28 protein-coding genes are annotated in these 25,597 nt (G+C 68.3%); 14 read left to right on the top strand and 14 right to left on the bottom strand.

The features are described from left to right. Positions 1-431 precede the first annotated feature (431 nt). The 4 genes from OZ403_RS11385 to OZ403_RS11370 all read left to right on the top strand — a co-directional run bounded on the left by OZ403_RS11385 (position 432) and on the right by OZ403_RS11370 (position 4,446). Positions 432-1,385, top strand: coding sequence for an SGNH/GDSL hydrolase family protein (locus OZ403_RS11385; protein ID WP_268784199.1), 954 nt, complete (start codon positions 432-434; stop codon positions 1,383-1,385). A 102-nt stretch (positions 1,386-1,487) separates the two neighbouring features. Further along, complete coding sequence (locus OZ403_RS11380; protein WP_268784198.1) at positions 1,488-2,903, top strand: amidase family protein; 1,416 nt, start codon at positions 1,488-1,490, stop codon at positions 2,901-2,903. After that, entirely contained in the window at positions 2,903-3,526 is a 624-nt protein-coding gene (locus tag OZ403_RS11375) for a TetR/AcrR family transcriptional regulator (RefSeq protein WP_140789422.1), read from the top strand. The genes OZ403_RS11380 and OZ403_RS11375 overlap by 1 nt, the downstream gene beginning before the upstream one ends. A 113-nt stretch (positions 3,527-3,639) precedes the next feature. Next, positions 3,640-4,446 (top strand): glyoxalase, encoded by an 807-nt coding sequence (locus OZ403_RS11370; RefSeq protein WP_140797808.1) that lies wholly within the window; start codon positions 3,640-3,642, stop codon positions 4,444-4,446. A 36-nt stretch (positions 4,447-4,482) separates the two neighbouring features. On the opposite strand, the gene OZ403_RS11365 is transcribed toward OZ403_RS11370, so the two are convergent. Next, complete coding sequence (locus OZ403_RS11365) at positions 4,483-4,743, bottom strand: hypothetical protein (RefSeq protein WP_140797807.1); 261 nt, start codon at positions 4,741-4,743, stop codon at positions 4,483-4,485. 198 nt (positions 4,744-4,941) lie between these two features. Here OZ403_RS11365 and OZ403_RS11360 point away from each other — a divergent pair, with 198 nt between their 5' ends. After that, positions 4,942-6,684, top strand: a complete 1,743-nt coding sequence (locus tag OZ403_RS11360) for an N-acyl-D-amino-acid deacylase family protein (protein WP_268784197.1) — start codon at positions 4,942-4,944, stop codon at positions 6,682-6,684. Positions 6,685-6,768: 84 nt separating this feature from the next. On the opposite strand, the gene OZ403_RS11355 is transcribed toward OZ403_RS11360, so the two are convergent. Both OZ403_RS11355 and OZ403_RS11350 read right to left on the bottom strand, forming a co-directional pair. After that, positions 6,769-7,470 carry an endonuclease/exonuclease/phosphatase family protein gene (locus OZ403_RS11355; protein ID WP_268784196.1) on the bottom strand — a complete coding sequence of 234 codons (702 nt, stop codon included), beginning with the start codon at positions 7,468-7,470 and terminating at the stop codon, positions 6,769-6,771. A gap of 93 nt (positions 7,471-7,563) precedes the next feature. After that, positions 7,564-7,941 (bottom strand): hypothetical protein, encoded by a 378-nt coding sequence (locus tag OZ403_RS11350; protein ID WP_201799755.1) that lies wholly within the window; start codon positions 7,939-7,941, stop codon positions 7,564-7,566. Between the two features lie 207 nt (positions 7,942-8,148). Here OZ403_RS11350 and OZ403_RS11345 point away from each other — a divergent pair, with 207 nt between their 5' ends. Next, on the top strand, positions 8,149-8,925 hold the full coding sequence (locus OZ403_RS11345; protein WP_268784195.1) for a M57 family metalloprotease: 777 nt from the start codon (positions 8,149-8,151) through the stop codon (positions 8,923-8,925). Between the two features lie 243 nt (positions 8,926-9,168). Next, the gene (locus OZ403_RS11340) at positions 9,169-9,435 is read left to right on the top strand and encodes a hypothetical protein (RefSeq protein WP_201799770.1); all 267 of its coding nucleotides are present in this window, start codon (positions 9,169-9,171) and stop codon (positions 9,433-9,435) included. A 13-nt stretch (positions 9,436-9,448) separates the two neighbouring features. On the opposite strand, the gene OZ403_RS11335 is transcribed toward OZ403_RS11340, so the two are convergent. Further along, entirely contained in the window at positions 9,449-10,003 is a 555-nt protein-coding gene (locus OZ403_RS11335) for an AAA family ATPase (RefSeq protein ID WP_140789409.1), read from the bottom strand. 49 nt (positions 10,004-10,052) lie between these two features. After that, positions 10,053-10,952, bottom strand: a complete 900-nt coding sequence (locus OZ403_RS11330; RefSeq protein ID WP_268784194.1) for an alpha/beta fold hydrolase — start codon at positions 10,950-10,952, stop codon at positions 10,053-10,055. A 170-nt stretch (positions 10,953-11,122) separates the two neighbouring features. On the opposite strand from OZ403_RS11330, the gene OZ403_RS11325 reads away from it, so the two are divergent. Beyond that, positions 11,123-11,713, top strand: coding sequence for a 2OG-Fe(II) oxygenase (locus OZ403_RS11325; protein WP_237078206.1), 591 nt, complete (start codon positions 11,123-11,125; stop codon positions 11,711-11,713). Positions 11,714-12,027: 314 nt separating this feature from the next. Here OZ403_RS11325 and OZ403_RS11320 read toward each other — a convergent pair whose 3' ends face one another. Further along, positions 12,028-12,183: a hypothetical protein gene (locus OZ403_RS11320; protein ID WP_161604878.1), complete on the bottom strand. Its 156-nt coding sequence runs from the start codon at positions 12,181-12,183 to the stop codon at positions 12,028-12,030. 427 nt (positions 12,184-12,610) lie between these two features. Then, complete coding sequence (locus OZ403_RS11315) at positions 12,611-13,546, bottom strand: DMT family transporter (protein WP_140789403.1); 936 nt, start codon at positions 13,544-13,546, stop codon at positions 12,611-12,613. Between the two features lie 70 nt (positions 13,547-13,616). Between OZ403_RS11315 and OZ403_RS11310 the strand changes: the two genes are divergently transcribed. Then, positions 13,617-14,402, top strand: a complete 786-nt coding sequence (locus OZ403_RS11310; protein ID WP_268784193.1) for an AraC family transcriptional regulator — start codon at positions 13,617-13,619, stop codon at positions 14,400-14,402. 94 nt (positions 14,403-14,496) lie between these two features. Here OZ403_RS11310 and OZ403_RS11305 read toward each other — a convergent pair whose 3' ends face one another. Both OZ403_RS11305 and OZ403_RS11300 read right to left on the bottom strand, forming a co-directional pair. After that, positions 14,497-14,637: a hypothetical protein gene (locus tag OZ403_RS11305; protein ID WP_268784192.1), complete on the bottom strand. Its 141-nt coding sequence runs from the start codon at positions 14,635-14,637 to the stop codon at positions 14,497-14,499. Then, on the bottom strand, positions 14,631-15,953 hold the full coding sequence (locus OZ403_RS11300) for a hypothetical protein (protein WP_268784191.1): 1,323 nt from the start codon (positions 15,951-15,953) through the stop codon (positions 14,631-14,633). The genes OZ403_RS11305 and OZ403_RS11300 overlap by 7 nt, the downstream gene beginning before the upstream one ends. Positions 15,954-16,322: 369 nt before the next feature. Here OZ403_RS11300 and OZ403_RS11295 point away from each other — a divergent pair, with 369 nt between their 5' ends. The 4 genes from OZ403_RS11295 to OZ403_RS11280 all read left to right on the top strand — a co-directional run bounded on the left by OZ403_RS11295 (position 16,323) and on the right by OZ403_RS11280 (position 19,065). Beyond that, a complete protein-coding gene (locus OZ403_RS11295; RefSeq protein ID WP_268784190.1) occupies positions 16,323-16,682 on the top strand; it encodes a hypothetical protein in 360 nt (119 codons plus the stop codon). Further along, the gene (locus tag OZ403_RS11290; protein WP_268784189.1) at positions 16,645-16,881 is read left to right on the top strand and encodes a hypothetical protein; all 237 of its coding nucleotides are present in this window, start codon (positions 16,645-16,647) and stop codon (positions 16,879-16,881) included. The genes OZ403_RS11295 and OZ403_RS11290 overlap by 38 nt, the downstream gene beginning before the upstream one ends. A gap of 205 nt (positions 16,882-17,086) precedes the next feature. Beyond that, positions 17,087-17,590 carry a cytochrome c nitrite reductase small subunit gene (gene nrfH / locus OZ403_RS11285; protein ID WP_140796408.1) on the top strand — a complete coding sequence of 168 codons (504 nt, stop codon included), beginning with the start codon at positions 17,087-17,089 and terminating at the stop codon, positions 17,588-17,590. Further along, positions 17,587-19,065, top strand: coding sequence for an ammonia-forming cytochrome c nitrite reductase subunit c552 (locus tag OZ403_RS11280; RefSeq protein WP_268784188.1), 1,479 nt, complete (start codon positions 17,587-17,589; stop codon positions 19,063-19,065). The genes nrfH and OZ403_RS11280 overlap by 4 nt, the downstream gene beginning before the upstream one ends. Before the next feature lie 51 nt (positions 19,066-19,116). Here OZ403_RS11280 and OZ403_RS11275 read toward each other — a convergent pair whose 3' ends face one another. Continuing rightward, complete coding sequence (locus OZ403_RS11275) at positions 19,117-19,584, bottom strand: DUF2147 domain-containing protein (protein ID WP_140789395.1); 468 nt, start codon at positions 19,582-19,584, stop codon at positions 19,117-19,119. Positions 19,585-19,961: 377 nt separating this feature from the next. Here OZ403_RS11275 and OZ403_RS11270 point away from each other — a divergent pair, with 377 nt between their 5' ends. Beyond that, on the top strand, positions 19,962-20,483 hold the full coding sequence (locus OZ403_RS11270; protein WP_268784187.1) for a biotin transporter BioY: 522 nt from the start codon (positions 19,962-19,964) through the stop codon (positions 20,481-20,483). Between the two features lie 62 nt (positions 20,484-20,545). On the opposite strand, the gene OZ403_RS11265 is transcribed toward OZ403_RS11270, so the two are convergent. The 4 genes from OZ403_RS11265 to OZ403_RS11250 are packed head-to-tail and all read right to left on the bottom strand — an operon-like array spanning position 20,546 to position 25,325. Next, a complete protein-coding gene (locus OZ403_RS11265; RefSeq protein WP_268784186.1) occupies positions 20,546-23,443 on the bottom strand; it encodes a CHAT domain-containing protein in 2,898 nt (965 codons plus the stop codon). A 58-nt stretch (positions 23,444-23,501) separates the two neighbouring features. Beyond that, positions 23,502-24,041, bottom strand: a complete 540-nt coding sequence (locus OZ403_RS11260; RefSeq protein ID WP_268784185.1) for a hypothetical protein — start codon at positions 24,039-24,041, stop codon at positions 23,502-23,504. A 31-nt stretch (positions 24,042-24,072) separates the two neighbouring features. Beyond that, positions 24,073-24,807 carry a hypothetical protein gene (locus OZ403_RS11255; protein WP_268784184.1) on the bottom strand — a complete coding sequence of 245 codons (735 nt, stop codon included), beginning with the start codon at positions 24,805-24,807 and terminating at the stop codon, positions 24,073-24,075. Further along, positions 24,804-25,325: an RNA polymerase sigma factor gene (locus OZ403_RS11250; protein ID WP_140789387.1), complete on the bottom strand. Its 522-nt coding sequence runs from the start codon at positions 25,323-25,325 to the stop codon at positions 24,804-24,806. The genes OZ403_RS11255 and OZ403_RS11250 overlap by 4 nt, the downstream gene beginning before the upstream one ends. Positions 25,326-25,597 lie beyond the last annotated feature (272 nt).

Below are 25,597 nucleotides of genomic sequence, written 5' to 3'. Positions count from 1 at the left end.
TGGCACCGTGCCGAGCCGAGTGTCGGCACGGTGCCTGATGCCCGCGCTGACGTCCCCTGGACGCCCGGGTGCCCTCCATCCCCAGCGCATGCGTGTCCGTCTTGCGATATCCACTGAGCGCATGAGGAACACTCGTCATGCGGTGCGTGGCATCGGCGCGGCCCTGGCGCGGGGACTGCTGGTCGCCAGCGTGGGCGTCGGACTGCTGGTGAGTGGGTGCAAGTCAGCCTCGCACAGCCCGCCGGACACCACGGGCGACAGCGGCACCCCGCCGCTCGCGCCCGACGCGGGTGCACTGGCGTGGGTGCGCATTCCCGCCTCCGATGCACGCGTGCAGTACCTCGGCCGGACGTACCGTTCGGACACCGGCGTCGTCTTCTCCCACCCCGGAGTGACGATCCGAGCCCGCTTCTGGGGAGACGCCGTTCGGATTGGAGCTCCACGACGCGGGCCAGGGTGGCGAGGTGGGGACCACCTACTTCGATGTCGTGATTGACGGGGCGCCCGCGCGACAGCTCGCGGTGAGCCGCCATCAGTCCAGCTACGTGCTCGCCACCGGTCTGGAGGCCGGGCTGCACACGGTGGAGCTCATCAAGCGCACCGAGTCCCTGGTCGGCCACAGCGAACTCGTGGCGCTGGAGGTCCATGGCGAGCTCCGGGAGCCGCCCGTGCGCGCGGGACTCCGGATGGAGTTCGTCGGGGACTCCATCACCTGTGGCTACGGAAGCGACGTCTCCCTCATCCCGGACTCGCCCTCCTGGACCGCGCCCACCTTCACGTCGAAGAACCAGAATCCCCGGCGCACCTATGCCTGGCTCACGGCGGGGAACCTGGGCGCGGAGGCGGTGCTCATCTGCTATTCGGGCCACGGGGTGTACCGCAACCTGGACATGTCCACGTCCGGCCTGGTGCCCGCGCTCTACGAGCTCGTGGTCCCCGGACACGGCGTCGCCTGGGACTTCTCTGGCGCGTCGCCCGATGTGATTGTCGTCAACGCGGGGACCAACGACACGTTCGCCGGCAGCGGCACCGACGCCTACCTTCCGGACGAAGCGGCCTTCAAATCCGCCTACCGCGCGTTCCTCACCCGCCTGCGGACGCTCCACCCGCGCGCCCACATCGTCTGCACGTTGGGGAGCATGTCGGACGGCCACAAGCAGCTCGAGCAGAACGGCACGACGACCTCGGTCCATGTCGGCGACTGGCTCACCGAGCTCGTTGCGGAGCGGCAGCAACAGGGAGACGCCCGCGTCTACCGGCATGTGATGGCCGTGCAGAATCCCAACGTGGACGGCGTTGGCGAGGACTGGCACCCGTCGGCGGCCACACACCAGAAGATGGCGGAGGCGCTGACCTGGTTCATCCGGGACGTCGTGCGGCCCTGAGTGCATGCCGCTCGCCCGTTCCGCCGGCCGCTGCTTGACGCACGCCCGAATCGGGAATATTCGATTCGCGATTCGACTTGTCGAAATCAAGAGGAGGCTTCCATGGCGAAGCTGGCTGCACTTGCCCGCCTCGACGGCGTGGCGCAGGCGGAGCTCGTTGCGAAGGGCGAGGTGAGCGCCGAGGAGCTGCTCGATGCATGTGTCGAGCGCATGGCGGCATTGAACCCGCTGCTGAATGCGGCGCCCGTGCTCGACTTCGAGCGCGCCCGGACGAGGCCCGCCGCGCCCGGCCCCTTCTCGGGAGTGCCTTTCCTCATCAAGGACGTCACCCCCTACCCAGGCCTGCGCTGGTCGCTGGGCTCACGGCTGTTCGCGGGCAACATCACCGACCAGGCCACGCCTTACAGCGAGAGGCTGGATGAAGCGGGACTTGTCACCGTGGGCAAGAGCGCGACGTCCGAGTTCGGCATGCTGGGCAGCACCGAGACGCTCCTGGATGGAATCACCCACAACCCCTGGGAGCTATCGACCTCGGCGGCGGGTTCATCCGGAGGCGCGGCCGCCGCGGTGGCAGCCGGGCTCGTCCCCCTGGCGCATGCCAGTGATGGCGGCGGCTCCGTGCGCATTCCCGCCTCCGTCTGTGGACTCTTCGGGTTCAAGCCGAGCCGCGGCCGCTGCGTGTCCGCCAACCTGGGGGAGTCGGACTTCGGAGCGCTGGTCAGCGAGCATTGCGTCAGCCGCTCGGTCAGAGACAGCGCGCTGCTCTTGTCCCTCACCGAAGACCGGGACGCCGGACTTCCACCCGTGGGCTACGTCCGCGAGCCCCTCTCACGCCGCCTGCGCATCGGAACATGGACCCGAACGATGACGGACGAGGAACCAGAGCCCGCCGTGCGGCGTGCGTATGACGAAGCCGTGGCGCTATGCCTGGCGCTCGGACACGACGTGGAGCCGATTTCGCCTCCCGTCGTCGACGGCGCGACGCTCGGGGAGGCGTTCTTCCTGTTCGGAGGCGCTGCCGTCGCGGGGGCGGTCCAGATGGTGGAGCACCTGCGGGGGAAGCCCGTGGCTCCAAACGAGCTTGAGCCCTTCAGTCAGGCCCTGACTGAGGTGTTCCGGCGAGGAGGGTCCAATGCGCTCACCGAAGCCCGCCGCGTGTTCGCGGACAGCGTGGAGCGCTACCTGTCCGCCGTCCGCGAGTATGACGCCGTCCTCACGCCCACGCTCGCGGTCGTCCCCTGGCGCATCGGCCACCTCTCCCCTGTCCTCCCGCGTGAGGCATTGATGCGCCGCATGGCCACCGCCGTGGGATACACCCCCATCCAGAACATCGTGGGGTGCCCGGCGATGTCCGTCCCACTGCACGTGTCGGACGACGGGCTTCCCATCGGCACGCACTTCGCCGCCGCGCCTGGAGCAGAAGCACTGCTGCTCGGGCTGGCGTACCAGCTCGAAGCGGCGCGCCCGTGGCACGATCGGTGGGCCCCCTACTCGTATCCCCGGCTGTTCGACGCCTGATGCCCCAGGTCCTCAAAGAGGAAATCCGCGAGCGCATCCTCACCGCCGCGCTGGAGGTCTTCGCGACGCATGGCTACGCCGTTGCGACCATGAGTGACATCGCCTCACGCGCTGGGCTCGGCACCGCGAGCATGTATCGCTACTACGGGAGCAAGGAAGCGCTGTTCGCCGCTGTCGTGACGCCCGCCCTGGCCGAGCGCTTCGAAGCGCTGCTCGAGGAGCGCGTGCGCGCGCTCGCGCACATGGCACTCAGCGAGCCTCCCGGCCAGGTCCACGAACGCGGCGAGGAGATGCTCCGATTCTGGGTGGAGAACCGACTCGCGGTCGTGGTGCTGCTCGACCGCGCCGCTGGCACGCCCTACGCCCACTACGGAGAGCGCTTCGTCGAACTGCTGGTCTCCACCACGCTCGCGCAGCTTCGCACCTCCACCCCTGGACTGCGCGTCAGCCCGACAGCGCGATTCGTGCTCACGCGGATCTTCGAAAACACCCGGCGCATGTTGGCCGCCATCCTGACGGAGCATGCGCGCGAGCGAGCGTTGCGCGAGGCCATCGAGGCGTTCTGGAGCTATCAGATTCCCGGGCTTCGAGGCTTCGCCGCCTGGATGACCACTCAATCCTGACGCCGGGCACGCGCGCATGTGCGTCTCATAGCGCCGCCATACGCAGAAACAGGCACCTTGGCGCATGACACGAAGATGTGCCTCCGGCGACGTCGCTCGTTTATCATCGGGCCATGCCCACCCATGCGACGAAGGCCGCCGTCATCAGCGGGAAGGAAACGACTGTTCCGTTGCTTCCCTGCGTCTCGGCTGACGAAACATTGGCGTTCTACCAGGCGCTCGGCTTTGCCGTGACGTACCAGATGACCAAGCCGTACCTGTACCTGGCGTTGCGCTGGAGTGACATCGAGCTGCACTTCGGCAAGGGCGCCAAGAGCCTGGACCCGAGCGAAGAGAACTCGGGTGGCTGCCTGGTCATGGTGGATTCGGTGGAGCCCTACCACCGGGCCTTCACGGACGCGCTGCGCGCGAAGTACGGCAAGGTGCTGGCCACGGGCAGGCCTCGCATCACCCGGTTCAGGCCCGGCCAGAGCCGCTTCTCACTGATTGACCCCACCGGCAACAACATCATCTTCATCCAGCGCGATGAGCCGGAGGACCTGGAGTACGGCGGCTCCGAGAAGCTCGCGGGACTGGCGAAGGCCATCGACAACGCGCGCATCCTTCGTGAGTTCAAGAATGACGACAAAGCCGCCGCGCGGGCGCTCGACATCGGACTCGCCAGGTACGAGGCAGAGGCGCCCGTGGTGGACCGGGTTCGCGCCCTGGCCGCCCGCATGGAGCTGGCGATTGCCCTGGGGGATGCCACGACGGGAAATGCCTTGAAGCAGCAACTGCAGGCCTTGCCCCTTCCCGAGGAGGCACGGAGCCAGTTGTCCGACGAGCTGAAGGCCGCGGAGCGCCTGGAGGACTGGCTCGCCCGAACCAAACCCGAGCCAGCGCCGTCCCAACGCACGGGTCCCCCGCGGCGGCGGCGCTAGCGTTGGAAGCCGCGCACAAGTCCCTCGCGCGTATCCTCAATTGGCGTCGGCGCCAGCGTCGGGATTCCCCGAGCCGCCCCGGCCTTCCCTGAACCCCTGGGCCGCCTCCCGGGCCGCGCCATGGGCTTCCTTCGCGGCCTCCCGGGCGCCTTCCTGGACCTCCTTCGTCGCCTCCCCCACTTCACGGCCCACCTGCCGCGAGTTCTCCCGTGCGGACTGCTCATTGCAGCCGGTGAACGCCGCGAGCGACGCCCCCAGGCCCACCAGCGTGAGCCACTTCCGACCCTTGCCTTGCATTGCACGCCTCCTTGGCTCTTGGTGCGTTCGCACCTTCCGCAGGCCAAGGTAGTCACGCCCCCGCGGTGCGGCTGCCCGGGGGGCGAGCGCTCCCCTGGCGCGCCCAGGCAATGGCATCCACGCCGGCATGTGCAGGAGAGAACTGTCGCCGCGTCTTCTGGCTGGAAGCTGACAATCGACGGGACCTAGGCTCTGTCCATGGACCTCATCGTCGAGAACGGCCTCGTATTCGATGGTCTGGGCAATCCCCCGCGCAAGCTCCATGTGGGCATTCGGGGAAACACCGTCACCACGCTTTCGGAAGCAGCGATTCCGCGCGCCCCACATACGCGCGTCATCGACGCCACCGGCCACTGGGTGACACCGGGCTTCATCGACTGCCACACGCACTACGACGCGGAGGTGGAGCTGGCGCCCTCGCTGTCGGAGTCCGTGCGACACGGCGTCACCACGGTGATGATGGGGAGCTGCTCGCTCAGCCTCGCGCTGGGCACGCCCGAGGACCTGGCGGACATGTTCTGCCGCGTGGAGGCCATTCCCTACGACACCGTCCGGTCGCTGCTGGAGGAGAGCAAGACGTGGAACACGCTCGGCGACTACCTGACGCACCTGGAGCAATTGCCGCTGGGCCCCCATGTCGCGTCCTTCCTGGGGCACTCCGCGCTGCGAGCCCACACCATGGGCCTGCACCGCAGCCTGGAGCCCGGCCTGCGCCCACGGGAGGACGAGCTGCGCGCCATGGAGTCCCTGGTGCGCGAGGGGCTCGATCTCGGCTACGTGGGCCTGTCCATCATGACGCTCAAGTGGGACAAGATGGGCGGCTCGCGCGACATCCGCAGCCGCCCCCTGCCGTCCACCTACGCCCGCTGGAGCGAGTACCGCCGCCTGACGCGGCTGCTCCGTGAACGAGGCCGTGTCTTCCAGGGCGTGCCCAACATCAGCACCAAGGTGAACGTGGTGCTGTTCTTCCTGGAGAGCATCGGGTTGTTCCGCCCGAGCCTCAAGACGACCGTCATCTCGATGATGGACACGCGCGCCAACCGGGGCATCCACCGCCTCATCGGCGTGCTCTCCCAGGTGGCCAACCGGCTGCTGGGGGCGGACTTCCGGTGGCAGGCCCTGCCCGAAATCTTCGACCTCTGGGCGGACGGCATCGACCTGGTCGTCTTCGAGGAGTTCGGCGCGGGCGCCGCAGCCCTCCACCTCCAGGACGCCGCCTCACGTGCGGGGCTGCTGCGAACGCCGGAGTACCGCAGCCGCTTCCGCCGCGAGTGGACGAACCGCTTCCTGCCGCGGGCCTTCCACCGGGACTTCAACGAGTCGCGCATCCTCCAGTGCCCCGACGCCAGCGTGGTGGGCAAGTCCTTCGCCCAGGTGGCGAAGGAGCAGGGGCGTGACGCGGTGGACGTCTTCCTGGACCTCATCTCCACCCACGGAGACGCCCTGCGCTGGTACACGGTGATGGCCAACGACCGGCGCGAGGAACTGGAGCGCATCTGCCGGCATCCGGACATCCTCATGGGCTTCTCGGACGCCGGGGCGCACCTGCGCAACATGGCGCACTACAACTTCCCCCTGCGGCTGCTGCGACTGGTGCGCGAGGCGGAGAAGCGCGGCGAGCCCTTCATGAGCGTGGAGCGCGCCGTCCACCGGCTGACCGGGGAGCTGGCCGGGTGGTTCGGCCTGGATGCGGGCGTGCTCGCAGAGGGCCGCCGCGCGGACCTGGTGGTCATCCAGCCCGAAGGCCTGGACGCGAAGCTCGACAAGGTGGCCGAGGCGCCCATGGAGAACTTCGGGGGCTTCGTCCGCCTGGTCAACCGCAACGACGCCGCGGTGAAGGCGGTGCTCATCTCCGGGCGCGAAGCGGTGAATGAAGCCGGCGTGTCTCCGGCCCTGGGCCGTGAGCGCGGCTTCGGCGGCGTGCTCCGCGCCCAGGCATGAGGCCCGGGAGCACGCCGGATCTGGAATCAAGGCGTGGTGGCCCGCTGCTGCGCCAGCACCCAATCCCAGAACGACTGGAGGACTTCACGGTGGAAAGTCCAGCGTCGCCCGGACCGCGTCGTGGTCCGAGCCTCCCGCACGCAGCACCTTCGCACCGGTCAGGCGAAGTTCGCGGCCAAGGACATGGTCGATTTCGACGACGCTCGGGAGGGGGGAGGCAGCGCCGGGCCAGGTGGCACCGCAGGCGGCGTCCGGTCCGTCACAGGCGTGCTGGAAACCCGCGGAGGCGAAGGCCTCCATGGCCTTCCCTGAGCGGCCTTCATTCATGTCCCCCAGCACCAGGACCGGTCCTCGCCATCGCGCATAGCGCCGCACCAGCGCCTCCGCCTGGCGCTTCCGAAGCACCGCGTTCTTCTCCATGGAAGTGAGCAGGTCATCTGCCCGCTCATGCCTGGCACCTGGCGCCATCAGGTGCACACAGGCCACCTTCACCAAGTGCTCACCGAGCCGGACGTCCGCCTCCAGCGCGGGCATCCGGTGTGGCGTCTGGGGGAAGTGCTCCGTTCGCAGCAGCCGATACCGGCTGGCGATACCCACACCCCAGGTTCCCTTTCGCGGCACCAGTCGCACGTGGGGAAACTGCTTCCCCAGTCGTTTCCGAAAGGCCCTGGCGAATCTCGGCGTCAGCTCACGCAGGCACAGGATATCGGGCGCCTCCTTCTCGATGACATCGAGCGACTTCTGCACGTCCTCCTCGGGAGCGGAGTAGAGGACGTTGTAGGTCATCACCGTGACGGGCTTGGGCGGTGAAGGCGCGGTACTTTCCTGGAGGGAAAGGACCCACGTGAGCACGAGGCCGGAGAGACACATCTCCACAACCTATGGCAAGTCCCGTGCCCGTGGCAGGAAAGCCGCACCGGCCTTGTGCCGAGGCCCCGTCATGGTCAGCTCCCAGCATGGATGGGCGGGCGACCGGCCCGTGCGCCGCTTCCTCCATTTTGAAGGCCGTTCCAGCGCCACCTTCGCATCCACCGAGGCGCCCACTCCCGCGATGGCGCTGCCCGTCACGAAGCCCTGCATGGGGCCGAACTCGCCGCGAGCCATGGCGCTCGCCTCGGCTCCCACCAGCGCGCCCGCGCCCACCTCCGCGCCGACATCGCCATTCTTCAGGTCGAAGCTGCCCTTGGCCTTCGCGTCCGCGTTGGCGCCGACCAGCACCTCGGAGTGCACGCCGCCGTAGACCTTGCGCGGGTCCATGAAGATGTCCTGGCTCCACTTCGTCTCCGGCTGGGTCTTGTCGATGATTCCGCCCTTGTTCGACTTGGGGCTGTTCGTCTCCGCGACCGACGGCGAGGAAAGAGAGTCACCAGGAGAGTGGTCAGGAACCGTGCGCCTCTACTTCCGCCATGCTTTGCTCAAGCGAGCAGCGCAGAAACCCGATTCACGACAGGAGCCCATCGAACCATGTTCAAGAGAGCGGCAGTCCTGATGTTGAACTGTGGCGTATTGCTGTCCGGCTGCGGGCCCGACTCACATGCCAGGAACGCTGAACTCCTCTCCAATCTGACCGAGGCAGGGTTTCGCCCCGACGACATCACCGTCGTCGATGACGCCGTCTACGTCGGGGGCGACGCGCATGTGCCGCTCGCGGCCTCCCGGGAGATGCTCCAGCGTGGAGAGGGAAGCAAGGAGCACTTCAGGACGACCAACATCGTCGGCTCCAGCGTGACGAGGATTTGCGTCAATCCCACGGCGGAGTTCCGGAGCCATGTCCGGCTCAACCAAGGTCTCGACATGGCCCTCGCCAACTACAATGCATTGGGACTCAGGATTACCTTTGTTCGAAGCCCGGCCACCGGCTGCAGCGCGAACATCACCGCGAAAACCATGGCGGGTGACGGTCACGCCGCGGGCTTTCCCTCAGGCGGACTTCCCTATGGGACGATTTCGATTGGCACCGGTCTGAACAGCTACGGCGTGGACGTGAGTGAACATGTCATCACCCACGCGCTGGGCCACACCATCGGCCTCCGCCACACGGATCTCTTCAACCCGAGCATCAGCTGTGGCAGCGGGGGTGGCGGTGGCGTGATAGAGCCGACGGGCACGGGCGCCTTGCACATCCCCGGAACGCCAACGGGGGCAACGCCAGGCGGGTCCATCATGAACGCCTGCTACCCGCCTGACACCGACGGTGAGTTCACCCCCTCCGACATCGTCGCGTTGAACTACATGTACTGAGATGCGGCGGGTCGATGCGCCTGCACATGAGGCGCATCATCCCCGCCGGCGATGTCCGATTTCTCCAAGCGCCGAAGTCACCGTTCGCGCGATGCTGGCGCCATGACAACGGAATCCACGCACATCAGCGTCTTTATCGCGCGCTCGAGCGCGGACGTTTACGCCTATGCAAGCCAACCGCGAAACCTCCCAGCCTGGGCGGCCGGCCTCAGCAGCGCCATCCATGAGGCGGACGGCCACTGGGTGGCCGACTCCCCCATGGGCCGGGTCACCGTCGCGTTCGCGCCCGCCAACGCCTTTGGCATCCTGGACCATGACGTCACGCTTCCGAATGGGGAGACCGTCTACAACCCCGTCCGCGTCATTCCGGCTGGAGACCACAGCGAAATCATCTTCACCCTCCGCCGCCGCGGCGGCATGTCCACTGAGGAGTTCCGTCGGGACGCGGAAGCCGTCGCAGCGGACCTGGAACGACTGAAGGCCCTGCTGGAGGGCCGAGGCACGCGCTGAACGCGCCGAGGTCCTACGGCGTCTCCAGCCGGAAGCGCCCGTCCGTCAACCCACGGCGGACGGCGCCCACGGTCTCCGCGGCGTCCTGACTGCTGGTATCGAGCACATGTCCCTCGGGGAGGGCCACCTCGCGGAAGCCTCGCCAGATGTTGCGCACCACGTCGGCATCGGTGAGTGCGTCCGCGTGGACACGTCTCACGGCACGCGCCACCGTCTCCGCTTCACCCGGAAGCAGGACGATGAGGCGCAAGTCGAGCCGATGGGTTCGGGCGGCGGCAAGCCAGGGCTCGAAGAACCAAGGGCCGATGACGCCATCGACCATGACCTCATACCCGCCCACGGCATAACTCGCCGCGCTCGCCGCCAGGGCCGTCATCACCGTGGTGTTCTGAGCGTGGGACTCCGGCAGCCAGGGCGCCAGCGCCCCCTTGCGGATGTAGGCATAGAAGTCGTCGGTATGGAGATGGACCGCACGCTCCAGGGGTGACTGCTCCGCGAGCCCTCGTGCCACGGTGGACTTACCAGCACCTGACGGGCCCGATACGAGGACGATTCGGTTCGCCTTCATGGGCCTCAGCGTAGCGTCTCGATTTCACCGACGGAACCGCTCGCGGCTTTCACAAGAGATAGGCGCTGCTCTCCGTGTGCACCGCATGCACGCGCTGGAGGAAGCCCCGCATGCGGGACGCGATTTCGTCCAGGTGCGTCTCCAGCGCCCAGTGTCCCGTGTCCAGGACGTGCAGCTCGGCGTCCGGAACGTCTCGAAGGTACGCACGTCCGGCGCCCTCGGGCATGTAGCCGTCGTGGGGCCCCCATAGAATCAAGGTCGGTGGTTGGTACTCGCGCAGATATGCCTGATAGCGGGGCATCCACGCCAGCGTCGTGCGCTGGTCCTCCAGCAGGTGGACCAGGTTCTCCTTCCGGCCGAAGCGCTCCACCAGGGACCAGGACAACGTCCACAGGTCCGGGCTGACGCGGTCGACGAGGTCCTCGGGAATCTCGCCGATGAACTCGTCCCGGAAGCCCTCCTCGCTCACCGCGGCCATCAACTTCGCGCGGCGCTCTGGCGTCGGATTCGCCCAGGACTCCTTCAGCATCCGGTACTTCGGCCCGAACTGGTCCACGTAGATGTCGCCGTTCTGGATGATGAGCGCCGCGACCCGTTCGGGCGCGCGCAACGCCAGCCGGAAGCCGAACTGCGAGCCGTAGTCATGCAGGTACAGCGCGTAGCGCCTGAGCCCCAACGTCTCCACGAACCGCGCCAGGAAGCGTGCGTACCCGTCAAACGTGTAGCTGAAGCGGCTCGAGTCCGGCGTCGCGCTGTACCCGAAGCCCGGCGCGTCCGGCGCGATGAGCCGCCATGCGTCAGAGAGTGCGGGCAGCAGATTGCGGAACTGGAAGGACGAGCACGGATAGCCGTGCGGCAGGAGCACCACCGGAGCGTCTTCGGGCCCGGCCTCGCGGTAGAAAATCTCGAGGCCCTCCACTTCCACCGTCCTGTGATGGACCGCCGGCATGCATGAACCTCCCTGACGGACGCCTGCCTTTCGGCGAAAACCTAGTCACCCGGGAGTCGCCCCGTGGACGAAATGCCGACCGCCGTCGCATGGTTGCTCGTGGGTCAACCGGGATAGAGTCCGCCCCACGGCCCGGTCGTGGCCTCCCACCTATTCGCCTCGCGATGACCATGACGCCCGTCCTGCCCAATCCGGATGATGTACTCGGAACGCACAACCCGCTCATCATTGTCCTGGACGACGTGCTCAGCGTGGAGGAATGCGCCGCGCTCATCGAACGGATTGAAGCAGAGGGGCCCACGGCGGCCCCCATCACCACCTCCGCGGGCTTCGTGATGCGCCCCGATATCCGGAACAACTCGCGGGTGATGTTCGACGACGTCCCCTTGGCGCAGACGTTGTTCGAGCGTATCGCGCCGCATGTGCCCCACCGGCTCGAACGCGATTGGACCCTCTGTGGCGCCAATGAACGTCTGCGCTGCTACCGGTATGACGTGGGTGAATACTTCGCCCCGCATTTCGATGGTGCCTTCGTGAGGACTCGCGACGAGCGAAGCCTTCTCACCTTCATGGTCTACCTCAACGAATGTCCGGGCGGAGGCGAGACGAACTTCCTGTCACTCGGGCACTCCGTGACGCCGCGCACGGGCAGCGCGCTGCTCTTCAATCACCACCTGCTCCACGAGGGCGCCACCGTCACCCAGGGCCGCAAGTACGCACTGCGCACCGACCTCATGTATCGGCGCCCGGCCTCATCCTGACGACGGCCCAGGAATTCTCGTAGGCGTCGCTGGAGCCCCTCCACGGGCCCATCCCCCGGTTGAACAGAGTCGTAGGCCTGCTGACAAGGCATTGCCTGCGGGAACGGCCGCCCCTGTCGGAGTCCCGGGCGTGCGCCTGGATTCTCCTGGGCCTCGCGAGCGTCGCGCTGCGAAGGCGGGCCATCGACGATGCCCAGCCACTGCTCGAAGGCGCCACGGCGCTCGTGGACACTTCAGTGGCCCGGATTGAACACCAGCTACCTCCTGACGCGGCTCGACACGAACGTGGAGCGAGCGGAGGCCGAGGCCCGTCCCTACCTGGAGCGCGCCCGGAGCACGCTCGATGCCGCCCCCAGTTCCTTCAACGACGCCGCGCGAAACAGGGGCGTCGCTTCCTTGAAGCGGCCACTGAAGTGGAAGTGTGCGTCCGTGAGGCGATGTTCGAACAGGCCCTCGGGCTTGCGTGTCACGGTGTTCTTCCCCTTCGCGCCCGGCCGACTCTCGGGCACGGCAGGTGCAGCGACCGTTCGCCCTTCAGCGTCCACGCCGCCTTCCCCTGGGCGGGGATGTGACGGACGAACCCCCATCCGCCCACGAGGACATCCCTCCCCTGGAGCGAATGGACGGCCCACACGTTCGTGCCAACCTTGCGCTGTTCGGCGACGCGACCACTCTCCACATCGAAGGCCACCACCCGGGAGGTGTTATCCGCCTCGAGGGTGGCCCACAGGCGCCGGGAGTCCGGAGAGAAATCGACTCCGATGAACTCGCCCGGGACGTTGAACGGAGCTGCGCCGAAGACGCGTCGAGAGGTCATCCGGCAATTGAATGCACGACACGCCTCTTCGCGAAAAGTGCGAAGACTCGCACGCGCCGGGTGCCCCCGGCGCGGAAGGCTCAGGTCGTCCCCGTCTTCAGCGCGGGCTGCTGCCGAAGCAGGCTCGAACCACTGACGATGAGAATCCCGGTGAGCACCAACACGGCCCCCACGGCGAAGAAGCCATCCGCATGCTCATTCAGCACCAGGATGCCCGCGCTGACGCCAAACAGCGGCGTCATGAAGGAGAAGACCGACAGGTTGGAGGCAAGATAGCGGCGCAGGAGCCAGAACCAGGTGAGGTAGCTGACGAAGCAGACGATGACGCCCTGAAACAACAGACTTGCCCAGGCAATGGGCGCCATTGAAATCGGGCCGGCCTGTCCGGTGAGCAGGGCCACCGGCAGCAGGAGCGCGACGCCGCCTACCAGCTGGTAGAGGAGTGTCTGGGTGGGGGGCGCATCGGATAGCGCCGACACGCGAATGGCCACGGTGGTGGCCCCCCAGGCCAGTCCTGCCAGCAGCCCCAGCGCGTCGCCCCAGAGCACGCCCGGGTTGATGCCACCTTGGAGCCAGCCACCGCCAAAGGCCAGCGCGATGCCCACGAAAGCCACGGCGATGCCCAACCACTGCGTGCGTCGCAGCCGCTCGGCAGGCACGAGCCAGTGCAGGCCCAGGGCGGCGAAGACGGGCGCGGTGTAGAGGAAGACGCCCATGTGCGACGCGTGGGTGTGGCGCAGCCCCTCGCCGACGAAGAGGAACTCCAGGGCGAAGAGCGCGCCCACCACGAGCCCTGGACGCCAGGGGCCACGGCGCAAGAGCCCTCGCTCGCCGCGCACCCAGCACAACACCCCCACGAGCAGCGCGCCCACACCCGAGCGCACCGCCATCTGCATCATGGAGGGGATGTGGGGAGCGGCCAGCTTGACGGCCACCTGCTGCATGCCCCAGATGGCGCACAACGCGAGCATGGTCGCGAGCGCGAAGCCGTCTGCGGGTTTCCGGTGAGAACTCATGCGAACATCCTTCGCATGGCGGGGCTGATTGATATAGCGAGATTCCGACAACCCATCCCGAGAAGGCGCCATGGCGAAGCAGCTCCAGGTTCCTTTCACCACAAAGCTTCCACACCCCGTGTATTTCCGGACGGCGAGCCTGCCTGCCGCGGCGACGTATCCCCGGCATCGGCACCCCTGGGGTGAGTTCGTCTACGCGTTCAGCGGGGTGATGGAGCTCAAGCTGGCCGGCAGCCACTACCTGGCACCCCCGCAGTACGGCATCTGGCTTCCACCCGATGTGGAGCACCGGGGCATGAACCGCTTCGAGGCAAGCCACTGCTCGCTCTACCTCGCGCAGGAGTGGTGCCGGGGCTTGCCCAAGACGACGTGCGCGCTGGCGGTGAGTCCGCTGATGAAGTCATTGCTGGAGCACCTGCGGACGCATGAGCTGGCGCAGCCTCGCACGAGCGCCGAGCGCCGGCTGTTCCGGGTGCTCATCGACCAGCTGACGCTGGCCCCCACCCATGGGAGCTACCTGCCCATGTCCGATGACTCGCTCCTGGAGCCGGTCCTCACGGCGCTCGAGCAACACCCGGAGGATGAGCGATCCCTGGCCGAGTGGGCGCGGGTGCTGCACACCACGGAGCGCACGCTGGAGCGACGGTGCCAGCAGCACCTGGGGCTGTCGTTCAGCGAGTGGCGCCAGCGGCTGCGCGTGGTCAAGGCGCTCGCGAGGCTGGAGCAGGGACACACCGTCGAGGCCATCGCGCTCGACCTGGGCTACAGCAGCGCCTCCGCCTTCATCGCGATGTTCCGGCGGATGACGGGCACCACGCCGGACAAGGTCCGGAGCCACGGCTTCGTGGCTTCGTGAAGGACAACTCCTGGAGCCGCTCGCTGAAAAACGAGGGCCGCGCCCCCCTTGGAATGGGCGCGACCCTCAGGTGCGGCATCGAAGGGTCGAAGGACTACTCGCAGCTACCCTGCCGCAGGTACGACAACAGCGAAGCATCGTTCTCTGAAGCCGGCTCCGCGCCCACCAGGCACTGCCCCTGGGCGACGACGACCTGCGAGTCATTCGCGGAGAGCAGCAGCTCGCCCGTCACCACCTGCAGGCCGCCCTTGAAGCCCGTGGCGCTGTTGGCGGGCGCTGCGCGCAGGCTCGGTCCCCCTGCGCCCCCGCTGAGACGCAGCCGATAGGTCGCGTCCTCATACGCCGTGGGGATCTCCGACGCGGGGTCCGCCTCAGCGGCGCCAGGTAGAAGCGCGTCACCAGGTCGAACTCCGGCTGCACCTTCAGCAGCGGCGCGCCGTCCGCCCCGCGCGTCAGCGTCACGTCGAAGTGCCGACCCGACTGCTCATTGAGGTCCAGCGCGAAGAGCTTGTCGTTCCCCAGGCTCACGTGGGTCTGCGCGTCGCCAAGGCCCAGGTTCTTCACCACGAAGTCCGTCTGGTTCTCCGTCGCCTCGACGGAGTACGAGATGCCGGCCAGGGACACCGTCCAATCCTTGCCACGCAGCGACGGCGCCAACCCCGTGTAGGGAAGGCGAACCTCCGTGGTGTTGAGGTCCAACGAGAAGCGCGCGCGCTTCGCCTGGCCGTCCGCCTCGAACGCCACGAGCGGCGCGGCCCGCGCGGAGGAGAACGCGAAGGTGCTCCCCTCCAGCGCCAGCTCCAGCCGCAGCGCGTCCAGGATGGAGGCGCTGACAATCCAGTGCGACTCGCCCTCCTTCGTCGCCTTGAGCTCGACCTGCCCCACCATCACCTTCGGCAGGAACCCGGCCGCCTCGGCGTCGAGCTGCTCCACCGCGCCCTTCAAACCTCCCAGGTCCACCACCAGCGAGACGGCCTTCGGAAGGAAGCGAAGCGCCAGCGGCTCCGCGCGGTTCGCGCCGATGAGCAGTTCCAGCTCCAGGGAGTTGTCCCCCAGGTTCGTTGCGCGAACGCGCAGCTGCGCATCATCCACGAAGCGGACACAGTCCGCGTCCGCACGCTCCCTGCCGTCCGTGCAGATCTGCTCGCCCTTCAAGCGGAAGACGGTGGCGTTGTCCTCCGTGGACTCCACGTTGGCCTCGGTGAAGACGCGCTCGCGCAGGAACCGCTCCAGTTCGTCCGCCTGCGCGTCCACTTCATCCGCGTCGAACAAGGCGGACAGCACCTTGCCTTCGTCCCCCGTCGGCAGCGCCGGGAGCGGCACGCCCTCGAAGCCCGCACCGAACAGCGCCATCGCGTCGTCCAAGCCATTGAGCGTCGACAGGCCGCTCACGGTCTTCATGCTGCTGCTGACACCTCGCAGCGTCTCCGCCGACCGGGAGGCGGCGATGTCGGCGACCTTCTTCGCGTCGGGAGCTTCATCGGAATCACAGCCCGTCGTGACGAATGCGACAGCCGCGACGGCCGCGAGCCAGGACCTGGAGTTCTGCATGGGGCGTTGCTCCTTGGGGTGGGTAAACAGTGCCCCCGCATCAGCAACGACCGCGCCAACCCAGACTCCGGGTGTTTTCAGGGGTTTCCGACACACCGCTGGCCTCAAAGTCGGGATTGCCGTGACATTCCTGTCATGACAACCCGTTCGGCGCCCCCTATCAGCCCAGGGGGTGATGCGTGCGCGGTGAGGGTCACTCCTCCCAGTCGCCGTCTCCCCTGAGTGACGCGATGAAGGCGTCCCGTTGCTCCAGCACCCGATGGGCATTCCTCCGTCCGGCGGTCTGGAGCACGACTTGAAGGAGGGCCTGGGTTCCCCCCCGCCCCGCTGCCACCCCGGGAGCTCTACTTCCGCAGCGATCGGCGGCTCGTGCCCAACACGACGGCGGAGCAGTTCGAGCAGGTGGCCCTGAAGTGGAACATCCACCCCGGCATGAAACCCATCCGCTGGCACATCATGGACACCGTGCTCGCGCCGCAGCAGGACCCTAGCTTGCAGCCGGATGACGTCGTGAGCGCGCTGAAGCGCGGTATCAAAGGCTGGAACGCCGTGTTCGGCCTCCCCGTGTTCGAGGCGGTGGTCGGCGGACGAGCTCACGCGGCGCAACTTCCAGCGGCTCTACCTGAACCCGGCGTCGAGCCGGGGCAGCTTCACCAGCGCCCCTCCGCCGTCCCCCGAGCTGCTCACACCCATGCTGGCGGACATCGAGGCCATCATCCTCAACACTGACGGCGTGCGCAGCCACGCGGCGCGCCGCACCTTGCTGGACGTCCTCAAGGCCCCGCGGTCGCTCGGCGCGTACCTGCTGCTGCGTGAGCTGCGCGGCACGCTCAACGCCAGCCTGCCGTCACTGCCTCCTGAAGAGCTGGTGCTGACCGAGGACCTGGTGACACGCATCTCGGCCGCGCTGTCTCCGGACTACCGCTGAGTGGAGCGTGAACCTCTGGGCGCGTGCATTGCATTTTCGAGGCAGGGGTCCAGAGGTTTCACCACGCGTGTTTCGCGACGCAAATGCTGCGCACCCTCCCGCATGGACGCAAAAATTTCGCGCCCCGGCTCCGGCCTCCCAAACGGCGTGGAAATTCATCCGCGATTGCGAGATGGGACTGGCCGTCTGCACAACCGTTGCTACGGTGTTCCGCGTGTCCTCGGCCTCCCGCACACTCCTGGCAGTGGCCCTGGGGCTCGCCCTGGGCGCGGCCATTGGCATCGGTGGCTACACCTTCGCGTACGCGAAGGGCGCGGCCTACCTGCAGGACGACCCAGCGGCCTGCGCCAACTGCCACATCATGACCGAGCAGTACGATGGCTGGCGCAAGAGCAGCCACCACGCGGTGGCCACCTGTAACGACTGCCACACGCCGGCAGGGCTGGTGCCCAAGTACCTCAACAAGGCGAGCAACGGCTTCTGGCACTCCTTCTACTTCACCACCGGCACCTTCCCGGACCCCATCCGCATCCGTCCCGCCAACCGGCAGGTGACGGAGAACGCTTGCCGGAACTGCCACGCCAGCCTCGTGGAAAGCATCGAAACGCCCCACGAAGACTCGCTGCAGTGCCTCACCTGCCACAACTCCGTGGGGCACCCCGAAGGCTCCGGGAACCCCGAACTCATCCGTCAGGAGGTTGAACGATGACCGAGAAGCAACGGCGCTTCAGCGGCGTCAAACTGGTGATTGCCGTGGCGGTGGCTGCCGCCCTGGCCGCCGCTGGCGTCACCGCGCTCCTGGTCAACATCATGGAGCGCAAGCAGGAGGCGAAGAATCCCTTCTACCGGGTGGTGGAGCTGGACGACACCATCACCGACCCGGAGGTGTGGGGGCGGAACTTCCCGCTGCAGTACGACAGCTACAAGCGCACGGTGGACCAGCAGCGCACCCGCTACGGCGGCAGTGAAGCCGTGGCGCGCACGCCGTCCCAGGCGGACCCACGCACCGTCGTCGCGCAGAGCCGGCTCGAGGAGGACCCTCGGCTGGTGACGATGTGGAGCGGCTACGCCTTCGCCACGGACTTCCGCGAGGAGCGCGGCCACGCGCACATGTTGGACGACCAGGTCTACACCGAGCGCCAGCACGTGACGCAGCAGCCGGGCACCTGCATCCACTGCCACGCCAGCGTGTACGTGCCCTACAAGAAGCTCGGTGACGGCGACCTCATCAAGGGCTTCGAGAAGATGAACCAGATGCCCTTCATGGAGGCGCGCAAGCTGGTGGAGCACCCCGTCTCATGCATCGACTGCCACGACCCCACCACGATGCAGCTGCGCGTGACGCGGCCAGGCTTCATCGAGGGCGTCGCCGCGCTCAAGGCCAGCCAGGGCGTTCCCAACTTCCAGGTGAATCAGGACGCGACGCGCCAGGAGATGCGCACGTACGTGTGCGGGCAGTGCCACGTCGAGTACTACTTCAAGGGCAAGGAGAAGCGCCTCACGTACCCCTGGGCCAAGGGCATCAACATCGATCAGATCATGGCCTACTACGACGAGGACGGGCACTCCGACTGGACGCACAAGCTCACGGGCGCCAAGGTGTTGAAGGCACAGCACCCCGAGTTCGAGCTGTACAACCAGGGCATCCACGCGAAGAGCGGCGTGGCCTGCGCGGACTGCCACATGCCGTTCATGCGTGAGGGGGCGATGAAGGTCAGCGACCACCACGTGCGCAGCCCGCTGCTGAACATCAACCGCGCGTGCCAGACGTGCCACAAGTGGAGCGAGGCGGAGCTGCTCCTGCGCGCGGAGACCATCCAGACGCGCACCTTCGAGACGCGGAACCTCGCCATGGACGCGCTGGTGGACCTCATCCACGACATCGAGTCCGCCCAGAAAGCGGGCCTGCCCGAGGAAGCGCTCGCCAAGGCGCGAGACCTTCAGAAGCGTGCCCAGTTCTACCTGGACTTCGTGGAGGCGGAGAACTCCATGGGCTTCCACGCGGACCAGGAGGCAGTGCGCATCCTGAGCAACTCCATCAACTTCTCGCGCCTGGGCCAAAACGCGCTGCGGCCCAGTGGTGGCGCCTCCACCAGCCCCACCACGCGGCCTCAAGGCGCTCCGGCGCCGCTGACGCCCGTGTCCACGGATGGCGCGGGTGAGACGCAGCAGGGCTCGAAGTAGGCACGGCGAGCGGAAGCGGGAGGTGCCCGCTTCCGCCGTCCGCCGAAGGTGCTACTCGGCGCGGACCCAGTACTGGGTGCGGCCCAGCAGCGACATCCCGACGTAGCCGCGGACCTTCAGCTTCTTGCCGCCATCCTCGACGGCGACCTTGCACTTGTAGGTCTTGCCATTCGCCGGGTCGAGGATGCTCCCGCCGGACCACTCGTCATCATCCTTCTTCAGGTCGCGAAGGATGGTCATCCCGATGATGGGCTGGTCCTTCAGCGAACCCTCGCACTTGTCGCAGAGTGGGTTCTGCTCTTCCTTGGGCTCGCGGAAGAGCTTCTCGATCTTCCCGTACAGCTTGCCGTTCTCTTCATAGATGGCGATGACGGACTTGGGCTTCTTCGTCTCGTCATCGATGGTCGTCCACCGGCCGACGGCGGCGTTGGTCGCGGCGGGGGCCTTGTCCTCGGCGAAGGCGTTCGAGGCCAGCAGCACGGTCAGGGAAGCGAGTCCAAACCAGCGGGTTGCGTTCATGTCTTGGTGTCCTTCCGCGCGGGGGCTCACGCAGGAGGCACCATGCGTACAAGCCCCGCATCACTTCGTTTGTACCCCACCGCCGTGTCGGCACGCAGCCCTTCCTGGCACGCTGTGCGCCGCTCAGACGTGCCGCCTCGCGTCATGGCTGTCTCATCGCGGTGTTATCGAAGACGCCCAGGCGGCCCCAGGAGCAGACTCGACGGAGGAATGCGGGTTTCTCCGGCGTTGCACCTCGAGACATGAGCGTGTACCCCGTCGGCGCGCCGTGTCCTCGCGGTGTCCGATTCTGGAGGCTCCGCCTGACGCTCCCCACCACTGCCCGTCCCCGCCTCCGCGTGCTCGCCGATGGGGTCGCGCGTTCCCGAGCCCACGACGTGGCGCTCGTGCTCGGCGGCGCGCTGCTCACGGCGGGGCTCGCGCAAGTCTCCATTTCGGTCCCGGGCTCGCCCGTCCCCATCACGGGACAGTCCCTGGGCGTCATCGTCGCTGCCGCCGCGCTCGGCCCCGTGCGAGGCATGGCCGCGCAGTTCCTGTACCTCCTGATGGGCGCGGTGGGCCTGCCGTTCTTCGCGGAGGGCGCCAGCGGCCTGGAACGCATCCTGGGGGCAACCGGTGGCTACCTGGTCGGCTTCGTTCCAGCCGCCTTCCTGGTGGGGCTGGCGGCGCAGCGTGGATTCGACCGGCTGCCGTGGACCGCGCTGCCGCTCTTTTTCGTGGGGCAGTTGGCCGTCTTCGCCGTCGGCCTGCCCTGGCTTGTCCTGTCCGCCCGGCTCGGCGTGGCCAAGGCCCTTGGCGTCGGCTTCACGCCCTTCCTTCCTGGAGGGCTCCTGAAGGCCGCCATCGCGGCCGTGCTGCTGCCTCTCGCGTGGCGGCTGGTGGGGCCGCGCAAGGTCTGACGCCTCGACGTCGGTCCCGTGCTTCGTCGTCGGCGCGCATGCGAAGAAGGCGGCCAGCGAACTCATCGACCTCTGAATCGGAGACCTCGGGCATCTCCCGCGCGCCTCACTGGCTTGGAACGTTCAGAGCTTGAACGGCCCCAGCGCCGCAACGCCAGGAGCCCGAGAAGCGCCGCGGCAATGACAAGCGCCCCAGCCAGTCCTGACAACATGGGCGCACCACCCTCGCGAGGCGCGGCGGCCACCAGCGCGGCGTCGCCGAGCACGACCAGCCCTGCCCAGGCCGCAGGTGGAAGACCCGCGTCGATGGCCTCGAGCTGTGCGGCCCGCAGCGCCGCGGAGACACTCAAGCCCGTAGCCAGGTGCCGGTAGAAATGCTCCACCAGGTCCGCCGCTTCCGCGTCGCGCAACGGCCACAAGCTGGCCACCACCGCGCTCGAGCCCGCCTCGAAGAATGCCCGCGCGAGGCTCAGCACGCCCTCTCCCGGCAGCACCGCTCCGGAGGCGCTGCGGCACGCGGACAGCACCACCAGCGCGCCATCGAGACGCAGCCGGATGATTTCGCGCGGCTGGAGAATGCCGTCCTCGTCCTCCGCGCCCGGGGCGAGCACGAGCGCGGAGCGCTCCGGCGCTTCGGCGTCCACCACGGCGTGCGCCGCCATGTGCAGCACCCGGACCAGCGACAGGTCCGCGCTCTTGAGCGCGCGCTCAGAGGCTTCCGTGCCCACCAGCAGCCGGGGGACGACGCGGGTGTCTCGCAGCTCCCGCTCCACCCCGAGCCCTTCGCGACGAGCCTCGGGCAGCGCGCCGAGCTGCGCGGCCTCGTCGAAGATTCCAGCCCGAGAGCGCGCCGCCGGCCGCGACACACCCTGTCCCAGGCCCCACTCAGGGTCCGCCAGCACCAGCGCCTCACCGACAGGCGTGAATGGGGCCTCCCCGTGCCAGTGCCGCCACAGGCTCGCCGAGGGCACCAGGGCCAGTTCGTAGCGAGCGACCAGTGGTGGCCCATCCCGACGCTCCCGCAGCGCGGCGAAGGGCAGGTCATGCAGCGGTCCGTCCGGAACCAACAGCAGCCGCCGAACCGTGGGTGGCAGCCCCGCGAGCGCCGGGCCGAGCAGCTGCGCATGGAGCGCCACCGCCGCGCCGCGCTCGGAGTCATCCCTGCGCTCGACGAGCCCGGAGAACAGCGTGGCCGCCGCAGCGAGCCGCGTGCGCACGGGGATGCGATGGACGTGGGTTCGCCCCCGTGTCACCACGAACAACCACGCACCACCCGCCGACGTTCCGGAGAGGTCCTCGTCGTCCCCCACGAGGAAGACCAGCAGCGCTTCGTCCTCCCTCAGCCCATTCTCCACGGACGCCAGGGAGGCGAACTCCCGCACACCGTGGCGAGGCGCTGGGCGCAGGTCCCGCTCGCGGCGCTCCAACTCGTGGAGTTCATTCAGGGCCGCCTCGCGTCCAGCGCCCGCAAGCGACGGGTCCAAGAGCTGGCGTTGGACCGCCACCAGCCGCGATTGCACCTCGCTTCGCTGCGCCCGGCGCTCGGGCGTGTCCCCGGAGTCCGCGCGTGCTCGGAAGGCGACCAGGGCATCGAGCAGCGTCCTCGCCCGGAGCCGTTCGCTCACGGCGAAGGCCCGCGACACAGCCTCCCTGAAGGGAAGCGTGGCGGGTTTGCCCGTCGCCCCGCCAGCCTCCAATGTCCAGCCCGCGAGCCGGTGGTAGTCGCGGGCCCACGTCGCGAAGAGCTCCGCCTGGCTGAAGGCATCACTCTGCGTCTGGCGCAGGGACTCCAGCGCGTCCAGGGCGCGCTCGGCATGCTCCAGTGCCTGGGGCAAAGGCTGTGTCCGGTACGCCACCGTGCCGCGGCCTCGAAGGGCCAGCGCCAGGAACAGCGGGTCGTTTCCTTCGGAGGCCAGTCGCAGTGACGCCTCCGAGTCCTGAATGGCGCCGGCCGGGTCCACGCCTGCCCGCCGCTCCGCGCGCGTCCAGAGACACGCCAGCCGCCGCTCGTCCGAATCCAGCGACTCCGCGAGCGCCATGCAGCGCTCCAGGAGCGCGTCCGCCTCACGGCGCTCTTCGGGTGTGTCTCCCAACAGGTCCGCCGTGAGACGCACCGCCCGGGCAACCAGCGTTGGGTTCCCCGCCCTCTCCGCGGCGGCCAGGGCCTGCCGCGCCAACTCCAGCGCTCGCGCCCGGTCCGCCGGAACATGGTCACGCTCGAGCCGCCGCAGCGCGACGTTGGCGAGCGTGAAGCGCGCATGCGCTTCCAGCAAGAGGTCGCCAGTGCTCCGGGTCAACTCCACCAGCCGGGCATTGACGTCCGAGGCCTCCTCCAACCGGCCCAGCCGCTCGCTCACCGTGCTCATGACGGACAGGTACTGCTTCTTCAGCCCTTCCGCGCCGTCCGGGAAAACGAGCGACTCGGCGCGCTTGAGCACGCGGAAGGCCCGGCCCAGGTCGAGCGCCACCTCATAAAGCTGGCTGGCTTCGACGATGAGCGCGCGTGCGTGGAGCTCCGGCCGGCCGGAGGCGCTCGCCACCTCCACCACGCGCCGCGTCCAATCCCAGGCCTCCTCGGTTCGTCCTTGAGCCAGGAGGATGGCGCGCAGGTTGATGGCCGCCAGCACCTCGCCCTCCGCGTCCTGGAGCCGGCGGAACGTCTGCGCCGCGCGACGATAGGGACCTTCCGCCTCCTTGCCGCTGGACAGCATCCCGACATGCCCGAGCACCAGGGGCAGCCAGCCATGGTCGGGGTGACGCTCCATCAAGGCCGTCAGCTCGCGCACGACAGCGTCACGAGCGGAAGTGACCTGGGCACACTGGTAGAAGCACATCGCCGACTCCCGGCCCTCTGGCTGCGAGGCGAAGCGCTCCCGGCATGACTCGAGCGAGGGAGGCTGGGGACGGCTCGGCGCGGCGGAGAAAGCCAGTGCCGGACACACCGAGAGAATGACCCCCATCAGGAAGGAGAGGAGCCTTCTGTTGCTTCCTTCGGACCGGTGCGTCCGGAGCGACACGTCAGCGGGTCGGCGGAGGTGGCGGGTCGACGGGCTCGCACTTGAGCGTCACCGGCCCGGGGGGAGGAGGCGGAGGCCTGGGCATCGGAACCAGCTCGAAATAGCAAACGAGGGCTCCGGTCCAGGAGGCCGGCTCCGCAACGGACCAACGCTCCACCGTCACCGCGGCCGCGGAGAGGGTTTCCGCGCTCACCGTGGCGATGGCGCGCGCGAACACCGGGGCCGCGGTGGGGGTCCGGTAGGTCAGGCGAAGGGGAGTCTCCTGGTCCACCACCCCCGTGGTCTGCGCGACGACGGCACCGGAGTGGTCGAGGAGCTGGAGCGTCACGGACTGGCTTTGGCCCGTGCGGACGCCCGTCTCCACCACCGAGGCCACCACCAGGTCCCCCGCCTCGCCGTGGCTGAAGGCCGTCTTCACCGCGCGGGTGACAGGAGCCGGCTGGCTCCAGGCCTGCCCTGCCCCTCCGGCCACTCCCATCAGGAGCGCCACCAGTCCTGCTCGCATCCACCGCCGTGTCTTCATGCCCAGCTCCGTTCTCATGAGGTCCCCCTTGGACTTCGGACCGCGCGCTTCACTCCAACCGGTTGATGAACGTGGCGCCGCGAAGCACCTGCCCGTCCGGCAAACGCGCTTCCACCTGCCACAGCAACGTCGTTCCCGGATGCAACGGCGCCAGCACCTCGGCGGGCACCCGGTACTCACGCGTCTCCAGCGAGTCCACGCGGTGGACCCAACTCAGGTCCTCCGTGGACAACCGCACGGACCAACGGGTCCCCTCGGGACCGCCGCTCCAGCGCAGTACACAGGCGTCGCGCTTGAGAGGCACCGCCTCTGGCACCTGGGAGGCGACCGCCGCCGTATCGCCGCCACGCAGCCGCGGCGGCTCGGGCTCTTCCCGCATCACCACGCCCACGACGATGAGGGCCAGGGCCGCGGTCGCTGCCACACCCCACAGGGGCTGGCTCCACGCGAAGCGGAAGCGGCGCTTCGTTCGCGCGCCACCGTCTCGGCGCCGGGTGCGCGAACTGTCCGCCGGGGGCTCCACGGGAGGCGCGGCCTCCGCGGCGGAGCGCGTCAGTTCGTTCGCGAGCCGCCAGGCCGCCGCCCAGGCCGGGTCCGCCGCCACACGCTCGACGACCGCGCGCCGCTCCTCGGCGGGCAGCTCGCCGCTCACCGCGCGCCATACAAGGTCCGCATCCACCGGCGCATCCGCGCGCTCCACCGGGTCCTCGGAACGCACGGCGGCGCGCAGACGCTCGACGGCCGCATCATCGGGCTTCGTCTCGCCGCGTTCTCGCTCGCTCATGGCTCGAATCCCTTCGTGGAGAGGCACAGGCGCAGCGCGGCCAGGCCCCGGTAGATGAGGTTCTCGGTGCGCTTGTCGTCCCAGCCCAACAACCGCGCGGACTCCGGCACGCTGTGGCCCTGCAGGTACAGCGTCACCGCCAGCCGGCGGTCCTGGACCAGCTTGCGCAGACAGTCGCGCACGGCCTGGGCAATCTGGGAGCCGCCCGCTGCCTTCTCCGGGTCGCCCGATGCCACCGGCGGCTCGGGCAGCGACTCCACCTCTTCCAGTTGGACCTCACGGCGGCGTGACACATTGCGCAACTCATCCACCAGCGCCGTGTAGGCGACGCGGTACAGGTAGGCGGAGGTCAACCGGCTGCAGTCCGGCTCTCGCCGCTGCAACTCCATGACGCGCATCATGGCCGTCTGCACCAGGTCATCGCGGCGATCGGCCATCCGGGGCGGACACACCCGGGCCACCGCACGGGCCAGGTCCTCTCGCAGTTGCTCCAGTACGTCCGAGGGGAGAGAGACCATGGCCTGTGCCGGCCTGTGTCGTGGCTCCACGTGGAAGTTCCTCCGAGGTGCATTCATGGTCATCGAAAGGTCCCTCCCGCGGCAAGTGTGATGGCGGACGTGAGGCGCCCCCTGGAAGGCGATGCGCTCCGCGATTCCGGGAGGCCGGACGACTACGGCAGGGCTGCATCCCAGACGACGATGCGCAGCCGCGTGTCGGCGACGGAGAGGCGCATCCGGCGCCTGGCGGAGTCGATTCCCCAAGTGAGCGTGGCATTGGAACGGGCCGTCGT

Origin of the sequence: Myxococcus sp. NMCA1 (genome assembly GCF_026810205.1) — a bacterium.
In the GTDB taxonomy this organism is placed as follows: Bacteria; Myxococcota; Myxococcia; order Myxococcales; family Myxococcaceae; genus Myxococcus; species Myxococcus xanthus_A.
This window is presented reverse-complemented; position numbering and strand designations above follow the sequence as displayed.

Bases quoted from the DNA above. Each gene is read 5' to 3' on its own strand.
- OZ403_RS11360 (WP_268784197.1), top strand. From the start codon at position 4,942: ATGGACCTCATCGTCGAGAACGGCCTCGTATTCGATGGTCTGGGCAAT.
- OZ403_RS11325 (WP_237078206.1), top strand. From the start codon at position 11,123: ATGACGCCCGTCCTGCCCAATCCGGATGATGTACTCGGAACGCACAAC.
- OZ403_RS11330 (WP_268784194.1), bottom strand. From the start codon at position 10,952: ATGCCGGCGGTCCATCACAGGACGGTGGAAGTGGAGGGCCTCGAGATT.
- OZ403_RS11255 (WP_268784184.1), bottom strand. From the start codon at position 24,807: ATGAGCGAGCGAGAACGCGGCGAGACGAAGCCCGATGATGCGGCCGTC.
- OZ403_RS11250 (WP_140789387.1), bottom strand. From the start codon at position 25,325: ATGGTCTCTCTCCCCTCGGACGTACTGGAGCAACTGCGAGAGGACCTG.
- OZ403_RS11260 (WP_268784185.1), bottom strand. From the start codon at position 24,041: ATGAGAACGGAGCTGGGCATGAAGACACGGCGGTGGATGCGAGCAGGA.
- OZ403_RS11380 (WP_268784198.1), top strand. From the start codon at position 1,488: ATGGCGAAGCTGGCTGCACTTGCCCGCCTCGACGGCGTGGCGCAGGCG.
- OZ403_RS11315 (WP_140789403.1), bottom strand. From the start codon at position 13,546: ATGAGTTCTCACCGGAAACCCGCAGACGGCTTCGCGCTCGCGACCATG.
- OZ403_RS11350 (WP_201799755.1), bottom strand. From the start codon at position 7,941: ATGGACCCGCGCAAGGTCTACGGCGGCGTGCACTCCGAGGTGCTGGTC.
- OZ403_RS11265 (WP_268784186.1), bottom strand. From the start codon at position 23,443: ATGGGGGTCATTCTCTCGGTGTGTCCGGCACTGGCTTTCTCCGCCGCG.
- OZ403_RS11370 (WP_140797808.1), top strand. From the start codon at position 3,640: ATGCCCACCCATGCGACGAAGGCCGCCGTCATCAGCGGGAAGGAAACG.
- OZ403_RS11345 (WP_268784195.1), top strand. From the start codon at position 8,149: ATGTTCAAGAGAGCGGCAGTCCTGATGTTGAACTGTGGCGTATTGCTG.
- OZ403_RS11275 (WP_140789395.1), bottom strand. From the start codon at position 19,584: ATGAACGCAACCCGCTGGTTTGGACTCGCTTCCCTGACCGTGCTGCTG.
- OZ403_RS11280 (WP_268784188.1), top strand. From the start codon at position 17,587: ATGACCGAGAAGCAACGGCGCTTCAGCGGCGTCAAACTGGTGATTGCC.
- OZ403_RS11355 (WP_268784196.1), bottom strand. From the start codon at position 7,470: ATGACCTACAACGTCCTCTACTCCGCTCCCGAGGAGGACGTGCAGAAG.
- OZ403_RS11375 (WP_140789422.1), top strand. From the start codon at position 2,903: ATGCCCCAGGTCCTCAAAGAGGAAATCCGCGAGCGCATCCTCACCGCC.
- OZ403_RS11300 (WP_268784191.1), bottom strand. From the start codon at position 15,953: ATGCAGAACTCCAGGTCCTGGCTCGCGGCCGTCGCGGCTGTCGCATTC.
- OZ403_RS11365 (WP_140797807.1), bottom strand. From the start codon at position 4,743: ATGCAAGGCAAGGGTCGGAAGTGGCTCACGCTGGTGGGCCTGGGGGCG.
- OZ403_RS11310 (WP_268784193.1), top strand. From the start codon at position 13,617: ATGGCGAAGCAGCTCCAGGTTCCTTTCACCACAAAGCTTCCACACCCC.
- OZ403_RS11290 (WP_268784189.1), top strand. From the start codon at position 16,645: ATGCTGGCGGACATCGAGGCCATCATCCTCAACACTGACGGCGTGCGC.
- OZ403_RS11335 (WP_140789409.1), bottom strand. From the start codon at position 10,003: ATGAAGGCGAACCGAATCGTCCTCGTATCGGGCCCGTCAGGTGCTGGT.